At 67.4% G+C, this 14295-nt stretch carries 9 protein-coding genes and 1 riboswitch; of the genes, 3 read left to right on the top strand and 6 right to left on the bottom strand.

Annotated elements, in window-relative coordinates; genetic code table 11:
- The first annotated feature begins 70 nt into the window (after positions 1-70).
- A riboswitch (TPP riboswitch) is annotated at positions 71-178 on the top strand.
- On the top strand, positions 174-2024 hold the full coding sequence (gene thiC / locus DC347_RS07895) for a phosphomethylpyrimidine synthase ThiC (RefSeq protein ID WP_109044999.1): 1851 nt from the start codon (positions 174-176) through the stop codon (positions 2022-2024). (Overlaps the previous riboswitch by 5 nt.)
- On the opposite strand, the gene DC347_RS07900 is transcribed toward thiC, so the two are convergent.
- Complete coding sequence (locus DC347_RS07900) at positions 2021-2755, bottom strand: alpha/beta hydrolase (protein WP_018760005.1); 735 nt, start codon at positions 2753-2755, stop codon at positions 2021-2023. The two genes, thiC and DC347_RS07900, sit on opposite strands and share 4 nt — an antisense overlap.
- Before the next feature lie 42 nt (positions 2756-2797).
- Positions 2798-4381: a signal recognition particle protein gene (gene ffh, locus DC347_RS07905; protein ID WP_109045000.1), complete on the bottom strand. Its 1584-nt coding sequence runs from the start codon at positions 4379-4381 to the stop codon at positions 2798-2800.
- 84 nt (positions 4382-4465) lie between these two features.
- On the opposite strand from ffh, the gene DC347_RS07910 reads away from it, so the two are divergent.
- Positions 4466-5884, top strand: a complete 1419-nt coding sequence (locus tag DC347_RS07910; protein WP_109045001.1) for a glucose-6-phosphate dehydrogenase — start codon at positions 4466-4468, stop codon at positions 5882-5884.
- A gap of 99 nt (positions 5885-5983) precedes the next feature.
- Here DC347_RS07910 and DC347_RS07915 read toward each other — a convergent pair whose 3' ends face one another.
- Positions 5984-6322 carry a P-II family nitrogen regulator gene (locus tag DC347_RS07915; RefSeq protein WP_018760008.1) on the bottom strand — a complete coding sequence of 113 codons (339 nt, stop codon included), beginning with the start codon at positions 6320-6322 and terminating at the stop codon, positions 5984-5986.
- Positions 6319-7674 (bottom strand): ammonium transporter, encoded by a 1356-nt coding sequence (locus DC347_RS07920; RefSeq protein ID WP_018760009.1) that lies wholly within the window; start codon positions 7672-7674, stop codon positions 6319-6321. The genes DC347_RS07915 and DC347_RS07920 overlap by 4 nt, the downstream gene beginning before the upstream one ends.
- A gap of 276 nt (positions 7675-7950) precedes the next feature.
- Here DC347_RS07920 and DC347_RS07925 point away from each other — a divergent pair, with 276 nt between their 5' ends.
- A complete protein-coding gene (locus DC347_RS07925) occupies positions 7951-9141 on the top strand; it encodes an MFS transporter (RefSeq protein WP_109045002.1) in 1191 nt (396 codons plus the stop codon).
- 63 nt (positions 9142-9204) lie between these two features.
- Here the strand turns inward: DC347_RS07925 and ftsY are convergent, their stop codons facing one another.
- Together ftsY and smc are read right to left on the bottom strand one after the other, a co-directional pair.
- Entirely contained in the window at positions 9205-10410 is a 1206-nt protein-coding gene (gene ftsY / locus DC347_RS07930) for a signal recognition particle-docking protein FtsY (protein WP_109045003.1), read from the bottom strand.
- Between the two features lie 83 nt (positions 10411-10493).
- Positions 10494-14081 carry a chromosome segregation protein SMC gene (gene smc / locus DC347_RS07935; protein WP_109045004.1) on the bottom strand — a complete coding sequence of 1196 codons (3588 nt, stop codon included), beginning with the start codon at positions 14079-14081 and terminating at the stop codon, positions 10494-10496.
- Between the last annotated feature and the right edge of the window lie 214 nt (positions 14082-14295).

Raw genomic sequence — 14295 nt, forward strand, 5'->3', positions numbered from 1 at the left:
TTTCGTTGCCCGGTCAGGCTAGCATCATCGATTGTTACAACGGGCTTCCGAAGGGCTGTGGTAGCTTCGTTGCTGACCACACGGGTGCCCCTGCAGGGGCTGAGATCGGGCTGCCGCAGCCTGCGACCGTTGAACCTGTCCGGGTAATGCCGGCGAAGGAAGTGAGTATTCCCTTGAGTACACAAAACACCCAGTTGAACCCTGCCCTGGTGCCGTCCGGTTCCGATGCGGCCAACGGTCCCGGCACCGGATCCAGTGGCGAATCCCAAGTGCGGGTGACGCAGTCGCTGAAGTCGCATTCACTGGCTTACATCGACGACGCCGGTTCCGGCATCCGGGTCCCGGTCACCGAGATCGCGCTGGAGCCATCACCCAACGGGCAGCCGAACGCACCTTTCCGGACCTACCGGACGGCCGGACCGGGAAGCGACCCCGTCCGCGGCCTGGAGCCCTTCCGTGCCGAATGGATCGTGGCGCGCGGGGACACCGAGGCCTACACCGGCAGGGAACGCAACCTGCTCGACGACGGCCGCTCGGCCGTGCGCCGGGGCGCTGCCTCCGCGGAGTGGAAGGGCGCCCGGCCGGTGCCCCGCCGCGCCGTCGACGGCCATACGGTGACCCAGATGCACTACGCCCGGCAGGGCACCATCACGCAGGAAATGCGTTTCGTGGCGCTGCGGGAAAACTGCGACGTGGAACTGGTCAGGAGCGAGGTAGCCGCCGGTCGGGCCATCATCCCGAACAACATCAACCACCCTGAGTCCGAGCCCATGATCATCGGCAAGGCGTTCCTGGTGAAAATCAACGCCAACATCGGTAATTCTGCCGTGACGAGCTCCATCGCCGAAGAGGTGGACAAGCTGCAGTGGGCCACCCAATGGGGTGCCGACACGGTGATGGACCTGTCCACGGGGGACGACATCCACACCACCAGGGAATGGATCATCCGCAACTCCCCTGTCCCGATCGGAACGGTTCCGATCTACCAGGCACTGGAAAAGGTCAACGGCGAAGCCAACGCGCTGACCTGGGAAATCTTCCGGGACACCGTCATTGAGCAGTGCGAGCAAGGTGTGGACTACATGACCATCCACGCCGGTGTCCTGCTGCGGTACGTCCCGCTCACCGCCAACCGGGTGACGGGCATCGTCTCGCGCGGTGGTTCCATTATGGCCGGCTGGTGCCTGGCCCACCACCAGGAGAACTTCCTGTACACGCATTTTGACGAACTTTGCGAAATCTTCGCGAAGTACGACGTCGCGTTCTCCCTGGGGGACGGGTTGCGGCCCGGCTCCACGGCGGACGCCAACGACGCGGCGCAGTTCGCTGAACTGGATACGCTGGCCGAGCTGACGCAGCGCGCGTGGGAGTACGACGTCCAGGTGATGGTCGAAGGCCCCGGGCACGTGCCGTTCCACCTGGTCCGGGAAAACGTGGAGCGGCAGCAGGAGCTGTGCAAGGGTGCGCCGTTCTACACACTCGGTCCGCTGGTGACCGATGTCGCGCCCGGCTACGACCACATCACCTCGGCAATCGGGGCCACCGAAATCGCACGGTACGGCACCGCCATGCTCTGCTACGTCACGCCCAAGGAACACCTGGGCCTGCCCAACAAAGACGACGTGAAGACCGGCGTCATCACGTACAAGATTGCGGCCCATGCAGCGGACCTGGCCAAGGGCCACCCGGGGGCGCGCGAGCGGGACGATGCTTTGTCCAAGGCCCGGTTCGAATTCCGCTGGCGCGACCAGTTCGCGCTGTCGCTGGACCCGGAGACGGCGGAATCGTTCCACGATGAGACGTTGCCGGCCGAGCCCGCCAAGACAGCGCACTTCTGCTCCATGTGCGGACCCAAGTTCTGCTCGATGCGGATCAGCCAGGACATCCGGAATGAATACGGCTCGGCTGAGGCGCAGGCGGCGCTCACTGAGGCGGCGTCGGGGATGCGGGCGAAGAGCCAGGAGTTCCTGGCCGCCGGCGGCAAGGTCTACCTTCCGGAGTTGCAGGTGCCCGCCGGCAGCTAGGAGGCCCGGGCCGGCTCGCTGCGGCTGACCTCGCCGATGAACTGCCTGATGGTCCGGTCGCCTTCCACCGAATCATGGGGCCGGTGCCCGCCCGCGGCAACGCGGTGCAGGGCACCGGTCTCCCGCAGGTAACCGGCAATCTCCTCGTACAGCGGCTCCCAGCCCCCGGTCAGGACCAAGGTGGGGACCCCGGGAACAATATGCAGGGGCGCTTCCCACGACGGGACCTGGAGCCGCAGCCGGCGCGCGGACCGTTTCTCCTCCGCGGTGGCAGGCTGCTGCAGGTCCGTGGCATAGACCCGCCGGACGAACTCCCGTTGGAAGTCCTCGTCACTGAGCTGGTGGCGGACCTCGAGAAGCGGCTTCATCAGGCTGATGTGTGCCGCCGTGGCCGGCAGCTCCGCGGTCAGGGAGAGGCACGCCGGTTCCACCAGGGTCAGGGAGTAGACGAGGTCGGGGCGTTCGACGGCCGCCATCATGGCAGGAATGGCTCCCTGGGAGTGCGCCACCACGTGTCCGCCGGCGGCGCCGCGGCCATCATCGGCCAGGGACCGCAGCACGATGGCAGTGTCCTCCGCAAATGATGATTCCACCGGCTCCGCGACGGCGTCATAGCCCTGCCTGCGAAGGAACAGGGCGTCGAAGGACAGCGCCATGCCGTGCTGGCGGGGCCACGCGGCGGCGCCGAAAGCACCGGCGCCGTGCACGAAAACTACCCGCTGCTTGAACATGACCCAACCCTATTCCACGGCACCGACATCCGTGGGGAACCGCTACTTGCCCAGGAACTTGTCGAAGCCCTTGGGGAGGTTCAACTGCGACGGATCGAAGTCGCCGCCCTGCTGGCCGAAAGCGGCACCGGTGGGCAGCGCCTTGCCCGCATTGGCGCGCCGGGCCTCGGCCTCCTTGCGTTCCTGCGCAGCCTTGGCCGGATTGCCGGACTTCGCCTTCTTCTTCGGCGCGTTCTTGGCGTTCTTCCGCGCACCCCCACCGGCACCGGGCATACCCGGCATCCCGGGCATTCCCGGCATGCCGCCCTGGGCCATCTTCTTCATCATCTTCTGGGCCTGCGCAAAGCGTTCCAGCAGGCCGTTGACCTCGGAAACGTGGACGCCGGAGCCGCGGGCGATGCGCGCCCGGCGGGAGCCGTTGATGATTCTCGGGGCGAGGCGCTCGTGCGGCGTCATGGACCGGACGATTGCCTCGACGCGGTCGATTTCGCGCTCGTCGAACTGCTCCAGCTGCTGCCGGATGTTCTGCGCGCCCGGCATCATCATGAGCATCTTCTTCATGGAGCCCATGTTGCGGATCTGCTGCATTTGGGCGAGGAAGTCCTCGAGGGTGAAGTCTTCCTGGTCGGCGAACTTCTTCGCCATCCGGGCTGCTTCGTCTTTGTCCCAGGACTTCTCGGCCTGCTCAATGAGGGTGAGGATGTCGCCCATGTCCAGGATGCGCGAGGCCATCCGGTCCGGGTGGAAGAGTTCGAAGTCGTCCAGGCCTTCGCCGGTGGAGGCGAACATGACCGGCTTCCCGGTCACCGAGGCGACCGACAGTGCGGCACCGCCGCGCGCATCGCCGTCGAGCTTGGACAACACGATGCCGGTGAAGTTGACGCCCTCATCGAAGGCGAGGGCCGTGTTGACCGCGTCCTGGCCGATCATGGAGTCGATCACGAAGAGGACTTCGTTCGGGACGATGGCGCGGCGGATCTGGCGGGCCTGCTCCATCATGTCCGCGTCGACGCCCAGGCGGCCGGCGGTGTCCACGATCACGACGTCGTGCAGGGTGCGCTTGGCTTCCTCGACGCCGGCACGGGCGACGGCGACCGGGTCACCGGCAGGGTGGTCCAGCTCGGTGGACGTGGCGCCGGGGTGCGGGGCGAAAACGGGCACGTTGGCGCGCTGGCCCACCACCTGGAGCTGGGTGACGGCGTTGGGGCGCTGGAGGTCGCAGGCCACCAGCATGGGGCTGTGGCCCTGGGCCTTCAGCCACTTGGACAGCTTGCCGGCCAAGGTGGTCTTGCCTGCACCCTGGAGGCCGGCCAGCATGATGATGGTGGGGCCGCTCTTGGCCAGCCGGATCCTGCGGGTTTCGCCGCCCAGGATCTCCACGAGTTCCTCGTTGACGATCTTGACGATCTGCTGGCTGGGATTCAGGGCAGCCGAGACCTCGGCGCCGAGCGCACGTTCGCGGACCTTCCCGGTGAACTCGCGGACCACCGGAACGGCGACGTCTGCGTCCAGCAGGGCACGGCGGATCTCGCGGACCGTGGCATCGACATCGGCCTCGGTGAGGCGGCCCTTGCCGCGGAGATTTTTGAAGGTTGCTGTCAACCGGTCAGAGAGTGAATTGAACACGCGCCGTGAACTTCTTTCAAGAGATGATCGGGACTCGACTACCTAGGGTATCAAGTCAGCCACGTCAGATGGCATGCTGGCAAAATGACGAGCCAAACATCTGTGCAGACCTTGCTCATCCTCGGCGCCTCCGGCGACCTCACCGGCCGGCTCCTCCTTCCCGGCCTTGCCCGGCTGGCGGCGGCGGGCCGGGCGGAAGGGCTCCGGCTGGTGGGTGCCGGATCGGATCCCTGGACCAAGGAACAGTGGCAGGACCGGGTCCGCTCGTCCTTCGCCGCCGCAGCCGGCGCAGCGGACGGCCCGGGGAAGGAAGCCCTCGAAGCACTGCAGGAGGAAACGGCGTACCACCAGGTGGATGTCACGGCCAAGGGTGCCCTGGCGTCCCTGCTGGCAGGGCTCAAGGGCCCTGTGGCCGTCTACTTTGCACTTCCGCCACGCATCAGCCAGCAGGCCTGCGAGACACTCCAGCCGGAGGAGGTTCCCGAGGGCACCCGGCTGGTCATGGAGAAGCCGTTCGGTTCCAGCGAGGAGTCGGCGCGCTCCTTGAACCGTACGCTCGCCCGACTGGTTCCGGAGGACCACATCCACCGCGTGGACCACTTCCTGGGCAAGGCGACAGTGCTTAACATCCTGGGCCTGCGGTTTGCCAACAACTTCCTGGAGCCGGTGTGGAACCGGCAGCACGTGGAGAAAGTGGAGATCTTCTTCGATGAGGACCTTGCCCTTGAGGGCCGGGCCCGCTACTACGACGGTGCTGGCGCGCTCCGCGACATGATCCAGAGCCACTTGCTGGAGGTCATGGCCCTCATGGCCATCGAACCTCCAGCCACTATCGGCGAGCGCGACCTCCGCGACGCGGTATCCAGCGTGCTGCGGGCCAGCAGCGTCCGTACACCGTTCACCGGCACTACCCGCCGGGCGCGCTATACGGCGGGATCGATTGCAGGGAAGGCCGTCCCCGACTACGCAAAGGAGGAGGGAGTGGATCCCGGCCGAGGAACGGAGACGCTTGCGGAGATCCAGGTGGACATCGACAACTGGCGCTGGCGGGGAGTGCCGTTCATCCTGCGTTCCGGGAAGGCGCTGGGCGACAAGCGCAAGGAGGCGGTGGTCACCTTCCTTCCCGTGCCCCACCTGCCGCGGGGATTCACGGGGGTGGACTCCCCCAACCAGCTGCGGATCGGGTTTGGTCCGGACACGCTGGAGTTCGACGTCGACGTCAACGGCCCGGGGAACATTTTCAGCCTGGGCCGGGTCACCTTGGAGGCGGAGTTGAGTGCCTCAGACCTGCTGCCGTACGGGGAGGTGCTGGAGGGGGTCCTGACCGGAGACCCGTTGCTGTCTGTCCGCGGCGATACCGCGGAGGACTGCTGGCGGATCGTGGAGCCGGTGCTCACGGCGTGGGCGAAGGGTGAGGTCCCGTTGGAGGAGTACGACGCCGGTTCGGCCGGCCCGGCATCGTGGCCCACCAACCGCGAAACGGGCGCGGGCGGCGGCGACTGATAAGGGAAGGGCACCAGCACAGGAAACAGCACAGCGGGCGGNNCCGCCCGCTGTGCTGTTTCGTTCTGTCGTTCCTGCCCCAGGGCCGGTGTGGCCTGCCTAGATGGCGGCTACTCCGCGTTCCCCGGTCCGGACGCGCACTGCTTCATGGACGTCGATGGTCCAGACCTTGCCGTCCCCGGCCCGGCCGGTGTTGGAGCTGGCGATGATCACGTCCAGGATGTCGTCTGACTGTTCGTCGGTGGCCAGGACTTCAACGCGGATCTTGGGAAGCAGGTCCACATTGTATTCGGCTCCTCGGTACACCTCGGTGTAGCCGCGCTGGCGTCCATATCCGCTGGCCGCGCTGACGGTGAGTCCTTGGACCCCGTAAGCTTCCAGTCCTTCCCGGATGGTTTCGAGCTTTTCCGGCCTGACGATTGCAGTGATCAGTTTCATGCCCCCACGCTTTCCTTGCCTGTTGCCGGCTGTGCCTGCTGTGCTCCGGCTGCGGATTCCCGGCTTTCCGCCTGGGTCTTGCCCGTCACCATGTCGTGCAGCGGCTGGAAGCTGCCACCGTGGCCGCCGACGCCAAACTCGTAGGCGGTCTCGGCGTGCAGGCTGAGGTCTGCGCCGGCGATTTCCTGGTGCTCGGAGATGCGGAAGCCCATGGTCTTGTGGATGGGGTAGGCGATGATCAGGGTCATCACCGCGGTGAAGGCGATGGAGAGCAGCGCTGCCAGGACCTGTGCCACCAGCTGGGTGGCGCCGCCGCCGTAGAACAGGCCGGCAGCCCCCTGGTCCGGGGTGGCGAGGAAGCCGATGGCAACGGTGCCGATGACACCTGCGACGAGGTGGACGCCCACAACATCCAGGGAGTCGTCATAACCGAGCTTGAACTTCAGGCCGACCGCCAGGGCAGAGGCGATACCGGCGACGACGCCCAGGGCAATCGCGCCGAGCGGGGAGACGTTGGCGCAGGCCGGGGTGATGGCGACGAGGCCGGCCACCACGCCTGAAGCAGCGCCGAGCGAGGTGGGGTGTCCGTCCCGGATGCGTTCCACAGCGAGCCAGCCCAGCATCGCGGCGGCCGGGGCTGCCAGGGTGTTGATCCAGATCAGGCCGGCCTGTTCCACCGTGGCGGCGGCGCCGGCGTTGAAGCCGAACCAGCCGAACCACAGGATGGCTGCGCCGAGCATGACGAACGGGATGTTGTGCGGGCGGTGGTTCGGGTCCTTGCCGAAGCCCTTCCGGTTACCAATGATCAGCACCAGCACCAGGCCGGCAACACCGGCGTTGATGTGCACCACGGTGCCTCCGGCGAAGTCGATGACCGGAGCGAAGGTCTGGCCGAACCAGCCGTCCTTGGAGAACAGGCCGCCGCCCCACACCATGAAGGCCAGCGGCGCGTAGACCAGCGTGGCCCAGATCGGCGTGAAGATCACCCAGGCCGAGAACTTTGCGCGGTCCGCGACGGCGCCGGAGATCAGGGCGACGGTGATGATCGCGAACGTTGCGGCGTAGCCCACCTTCAGCAGGTCCGCCGGGTCCGTGAAGTTGTGCAGGCCGAAGTGGCTGAACGGGTTGGCGAAGATCTGGAAGAAGTTGTCCTCGTTGCTCGTGGACATGGAGGCGCCCCACAGCACCCACGTGATGCCGACCGTTCCGATGGCGACGAAGCTCATCATCATCATGTTCAGTGCCGACTTGGCGCGCGTCATGCCGCCATAAAAGAATGCCAGGCCCGGGGTCATGAACAGCACGAGTGCTGCCGCAACCAGGAGCCAAACGAGACCTGCGGTGAGTTCCATGGCCTACGTCCTCTCTTGCTTTCGGTGCGGACTTGTCCGCCTGCCAACGCCTTTTTGCGTCCTGTAATGAGTTTGTGGGTGGCGTGTTTCGGCCGCGGAGGATTTAGATTGCGGGCCTGTTACAACAACCTCTAGGAAGTAAATGGTGCATATCCGCCTTGTTACGGTTATGTTTCCGCACTCGCGCAGCCACCCGGCTCCCTTTCCAGCAAGGACTTCAGCACCATGACGGCACCACCCCCGGTAAACGGCGCCACCGCAAGGATTTGGGCCCGCATGAGGCCGCAACGGGAGAAGCTTCCGCGGGACATCAAGGTGATGCTGGCCGCAGCGTTCCTCATCGCCCTGGGATTCGGCCTTGTTGCCCCCGTATTGCCGCAATTCGCAACAACCTTTGGCGTAGGAAACACCGAGGCCGCCGTCATCGTGGCGATCTTCGCGTTCATGCGCCTTGCTTTCGCCCCTGCCGGGGGTGCGCTGATCGGTAAACGCGGCGAACGCCCCGTTTACGTCGCAGGCCTGTTGATCGTGGCGCTGTCCACTGCGGCGTGCGCGTTCGCCCAGGACTACTGGCAACTCCTGCTGTTCCGCGGCCTGGGCGGCGCCGGCTCGGTAATGTTCACCGTTGCCTCGATGGCCCTGGTGATCCGGTTGGCGCCCCCGGAAAGCAGGGGCCGGGTATCGGGCGCCTATGCGTCGGCGTTCCTGATCGGAAACGTCTGCGGCCCGATCGTGGGAGGACTGCTGGCGGGGTTGGGCCTGCGGGTCCCGTTCCTGGCGTACGCGGGGGCCCTGCTCGTGGCAGCCTTCGTGGTGCAGACCCAGTTGAGCCATCAGCGCCGTGGCACCGGCGAGGCCCGGGAACGCGCACCGGACATGCGTTTCGGCGATGCCCTGTCAACCGGAACCTACCGGTCGGCGCTCCTGTCCAGCTTCGCGAACGGTTGGGCCACCTTCGGCGTCCGGATGGCAACGGTGCCGCTGTTCGCCGCGGCCGCTTTTGGGGCGGGGCCGCAGGCGGCAGGCCTGGCGCTGGCCGTGTTCGCGGCCGGGAACGCGGCCGCCCTGGCCTTCTCGGGCCGGCTCGCTGATTCCCTGGGGCGCAAGCCCATGATGATTTCCGGGCTGCTGGTGGCCGGCCTGTCAACCGCGTCGATCGGTATCACCCACGATCTGCCCTGGTTCCTCGCGGCATCGACGCTGGCCGGCGTCGGATCCGGTCTTTTCGGTCCTGCGCAGCAGGCCGCCGTGGCGGACGTGATCGGCAACGGGCGTTCCGGCGGAAAGGTGCTGGCCGCCTACCAGATGACGTCCGACGTCGGGGCGATCGTGGGACCGGTCGTGGCGGGCCTGCTGGCGGACGGCTTGGGTTTCGGCTGGGCGTTCGCGGTCACCGGCGCCATGCTGCTGCTGGCGGCCGGCGGCTGGTTGCCCACCCGGGAAACCCTCCGGGTTAAACCCAACTGACTCGCGTTTGTTGTCGTTGTGAGCCCTCAAAACGACAACAAATGCGAGCCAGTGGGCGGGCAGCTAGTTCAGCAGGGCGTCAACAAAGCTTTCGGTATCGAACGGGGCGAGGTCGTCGGCGCCTTCGCCCAGGCCCACGAGTTTGACGGGCACGCCGAGCGCCCGCTGGATGGCGACGACGATGCCGCCCTTGGCTGTTCCATCCAGTTTGGTCAGCACGATGCCGGTGATGTTGACCACCTCGGAGAAGACCTTGGCCTGGTTCAGGCCGTTCTGGCCGGTGGTGGCGTCCAGCACCAGCAGGACCTCGTCCACCTCGGCCAGCTTCTCCACCACGCGCTTGACCTTGCCCAGTTCGTCCATCAGGCCCACCTTGTTCTGCAGGCGCCCGGCGGTATCGATCATGACAACGTCGACTTCCTGCTCGATGCCTGCCTTCACCGCTTCGTAGGCGACCGACGCAGGATCGGCGCCGTCGATGTCGGACTTCACGGTGGGAACGCCCACCCGCTGGCCCCAGGTTGCCAACTGCTCGGCGGCGGCGGCCCGGAAGGTGTCCGCTGCGCCGAGCAGGACGTCCTTGTCCTCGGCCACCAGGACCCGCGCGAGCTTGCCTACGGTGGTGGTCTTTCCGACGCCGTTGACGCCCACCACCATCATGACGGCGGGCTTGTCCCCATGCCGCTCCACGTTCAGGCTGCGGTCCATGGTGGGGTCGACCAGTTTGATGAGTTCTTCGCGGAGCATGGCTTTGACGTGTTCGGGGGTCCTGGTGCCGAGGACCTTGACCCGCTCGCGGAGTGCATCCACCAGCTGCATGGTGGGTTCGGTGCCCAGGTCAGCGAGCAGGAGTGTTTCCTCCACCTCGTCCCAAACGCTCTCGTCGATCCGGTCGCTGGACAGCAGTGCCAGCAGGCCCTTACCCATGATGTTGTTGGAGCGGACCAGCCGTTCCCGCAGCCGGGTAAGGCGCCCTGCGACCGGCAGCGGTGTTTCGACCGGAATGGTTTCGAGTCCGGCGGCATCGTCCGGGACGGTGGTGGTGTCGACAACGTCGGTGCCGGCACCGCCGGGGGTCCCGCGTTCGATGGTTCCGGTGCTGTCATCCACTGCCGTGCCGCCCCCGGAGCGGACCTCGGGATCGTTCGCGTCCCGGGTGTCCGGGTAGCGGGTGATGTTCCTCCGCGTCTTGATCAGGACCGGGATCAGCGCGCCGATGACCACCACGGCAGCAAGGATGGACAGGACAATGGGAAGGATGTCATTCACTCCCCTAGCTTCTCATACAGGGTCCGCCCGGTCCGGGCCCCCGGCAGGGCGCCTGACCTGCTCCGATGCCGGAGGTGTGGCTGCTATACCTCGGCCCCGAGCCGCTGGCTGATGACGGTGGAGACGCCGTCGCCCCTCATGGTGACGCCGTAGAGCGCGTCCGCCACTTCCATGGTCCGCTTTTGGTGGGTGATGACGATCAGCTGGCTGGACTCCCGGAGCTCCTCGAAGATGGTGATCAGGCGCCCCAGGTTGGTGTCGTCCAGCGCCGCCTCCACCTCGTCCATGACGTAGAACGGGGACGGCCGGGCCTTGAAAATGGCCACCAACAGGGCCACCGCGGTGAGTGAGCGTTCGCCGCCGGAGAGCAGGGAGAGCCGCTTGATCTTCTTGCCGGCCGGACGGGCCTCCACGTCAATGCCGGTGGTCAGCATGTCGGCGGGGTCGGTGAGGACCAGGCGCCCCTCGCCGCCCGGGAACAGCCGCTCGAAGACCCTGACGAACTGGGCCTGGGTGTCCTCGAAGGCTTCCGCGAACACCCGTTGCACCCGGTCATCCACCTCTTTGATGATATCGAGCAGGTCCCGGCGGGACGCTTTGAGGTCTTCCAGCTGGGTGCTGAGGAACTGGTGCCGCTCCTCCAGCGCCGCGAACTCCTCCAGCGCCAGCGGGTTGACCTTGCCCAGGCTTGCGAGGTCCCGTTCGGCCCTCCGCAGCCGCTTCTCCTGTTCCTGCCGCACGTAGGGTTTGCCTTCGCGGATCTCCTCGCCACCGGCATCGACAGGAGCACGAAGGGCAGCCCATTTGTCGCCGGACTCTTCCGCCGGGACCGGCACGGGGACGTGCGGTCCGAACTCCGCGACCAAGGCCTCCGGCGTGATGCCCAGTTCGTCCACGGAACGGGTTTCCACCGCCTCGATCCTGGCCCGCTGCTGGGCCCGGGCAAGTTCGTCGCGGTGCACATTGTCTGTGAGGTCCGCCAGTTCGAGGGCCAGGGCGTCGTTGGATTCGCGGATGTCCCGGAGCCCGCGGTCCCGCAGCTCCCGGTTCTCCTCTGCGAGGTCGCGTTCGTGCCTGGCGAGCTCGACGGAGACATCCACATATCCAAGGGCCATCTCCACGCCCGCGGAAACGGCTGCGGCCCGCCGGGCCTGGATGCGGCGGCGCCGCGCGCGTTCGGCCGCTTCCTCCCGTGCCCGGCGCTCCGTGGCGGCCGCGCGGTCCAGGGAGGCTGCCCGGTTGCCGGTGGCTGCAAGTTGCTCCTCGGCGCTGCGCAGGGACAACCGTGCTTCAACCTCGGCGGCGCGGGCGGCCGACGCGGCTCCCGCCAGCTCATCGCGGTGTTCGGTGGAGGGTTCCTGCTCGACGGGAGCTTCCTGGGCCGCCGCGAGCCGGGCAGTGATGGCTGCGAGCGCCTCTTCCTCGGCGGCCACGTTCTCTTCGGCGCGGGCCAGGGAGGCTGCCAGTCGGTCGCTTTCTCCGACGGCGCTGCGCAGGACCGAATTGAGGTGCCCCAGGCGTTCGGCGACGGCGGCGAGCCGGGCATCGGATTCATGCAGCCGGTCCAGGGCAGCGTCCGCAGCCTCCTGCGCCGCGGCGCGCCGGGCCTCGGCGGCGGCCAGGGCGAACCTGTTCCGCTCCAGGTCCGCCGTCACGGCCGACAGCTCACGCCCGGCGTCGTCCACGGCCGCCTGAACCTCCAGGAGGGATGGTGCTTTGGCCGAACCGCCAGTGGCCGAGACGGCGGTGAACACGTCTCCCTCCCGGGTGACGGCCGTCAGGCCGGGCTGCGAGGCCACGAGCGCCGCCGCCGCATCCATGCCGGGGACGACGACGGTTCCGGACAGCAGGTGCCGTACCAGGGAGACCTCCACCGCCGGGCCGTCCACCAGTCCGGCAGCCCACCGGGCCTCGCCGGGAAGCTCCAGGTCCGGGGCGTCCCGTGGCTGGTCCACGTCCGCGGACGCCAGGAGGAGGGCCGCGCGGCCGCCGTCGTCGTCTTTTAGGGCCTGCAGGACCGCGGCCGCCGTGCCGGCGTCGTGGACGAGGACAGCATCCGACGCCTGCCCCAGTGCAGCAGCGATCGCGGCCTCGAACCCGGCGTGCACGGTGAGTGCGGCGGCGAGGCTGCCCCGGATGCCCGGAAGACCGGCCTCCAGCGCGTGCCGGGCGCCGTCCTTGCGGTCAAGGCCGAGTTTCAGGGCGTCCAGGCGCGCGACGAGGGCGTCGCGTTTGCGAATTCCTTCGTTGACTGCGGTCTTGAGGCCGGCGATGTCGCCCAGCACCGCATCGAGCACGTCACTGGCGGCCTCGTACTCGGCGTCGAGGGACTCCTCTCCCTCCTCTACTCCCGCCACCTGGTTTTCCAGGGCCGTGAATTCGGATTGTGCCTTGGCACGCCGTTCGGTGCCGGCGGCAAGGGATTCGCGGAGCCGGCCCAGCTCCGCCTGGGCCGACTCCACCCGGGACCGTGCCGCTGCGACCTGCCCGGCGAGGCGCGCCAGGCCTTCCCGGCGGTCAGCGGCCGCCCTCAACTGCGCGGTGAGCCGCTGGTCCTCGGCGCGCGCAGCCTGTTCGGCGTCGGCCTTCGCCGTGCTTGCGGCGTCCAGGACTCCGCGACGGCGCACGATGTCCGCTTCGAGTTCGGCCACCTCCTGCCGCACCCGCGCGGCTTGGCGTTCCAGTTGTTCCGGGTCCCGCCCGGACGGTGCCGGGGCGTCGTCGGAGCCCAGCAGGCGGCTCCGTTCGGTGGCCAGGGTACCCAAGGAACGGAGCCGTTCCCGGGCGGTGGAGAGCCGGTACCAGGTGTCGCGGGCAGCGTTGAGCCGGGGGGTGGCCTCCGCTGCAAGCTGTTCCAGCGCGGCCTGCTGCCTGCGGCCGGCTTCAAGTTCCTGTTCGACGGCGGTCCGCCGGGCTTTGAGCGCGGCTTCGCCGGCCACGTCCTGTTCCAGGGCCTGCTGGAGCTGGACAAGGTCATCGGCCAGGAGGCGTGCCCGGGCGTCCCGGACATCGAACTGGACACGCTGGGCGCGGCGGGCCACTTCCGCCTGCTTGCCAAGCGGCGTGAGCTGGCGCCGGATCTCCCCTGTGAGGTCCGTCAGCCGCTGGAGGTTGGCCTGCATCGCCTCCAGTTTGCGGACCGTCCGCTCCTTGCGCCGCCGGTGCTTGAGGATGCCGGCCGCCTCTTCGATAAATCCGCGCCGGTCCTCCGGGGTGGCGTGCAGGACCCGGTCCAGCTGCCCTTGGCCCACAATGACGTGCATTTCCCGGCCCAGCCCGGAATCGGACAACAATTCCTGGATGTCCAGCAACCGGCAACCGGCTCCGTTGATGGCGTACTCGGAACCTCCCGTCCGGAACAGGGTCCGCGAAATGGTCACTTCGCTGTATTCGATGGGCAGGGCGCCGTCGGTGTTGTCGATGGTCAGCGAGACGTGGGCGCGTCCCAGCGGCGGCCGGCCGGACGTCCCGGCGAAGATAACGTCCTCCATCTTGCCGCCGCGAAGCGTCTTGGCCCCTTGCTCGCCCATCACCCAGGCCAGGGCATCAACCACGTTGGACTTGCCGGAGCCGTTGGGACCCACGACGGCGGTGACGCCGGGTTCGAAGTCGAAGGTGGTGGCCGACGCAAAGGACTTGAACCCCCGGACGGTGAGGCTTTTGAGGTGCAAGGCTTTCCTGGTCTCCTGGCGGGGGTAGGGAACGATGCTGGAACCGGCTCCCTATAATCTACTGCGCAGGAGCGACATTTCCCGTCCAGCACTCCGCGGCCGGCGGCGGCGCCCCCGGCCAATATGCATGATCGGGCGCAGCAAAGGCATAGTTAAGCTCTTGGGCCTGCACTGATGTGGGTACAGTCACCGCGTGGCTGCAGGACAAAAACGA

Source organism: Pseudarthrobacter sp. AG30 (assembly GCF_003116525.1).
GTDB lineage: Bacteria > Actinomycetota > Actinomycetes > Actinomycetales > Micrococcaceae > Arthrobacter.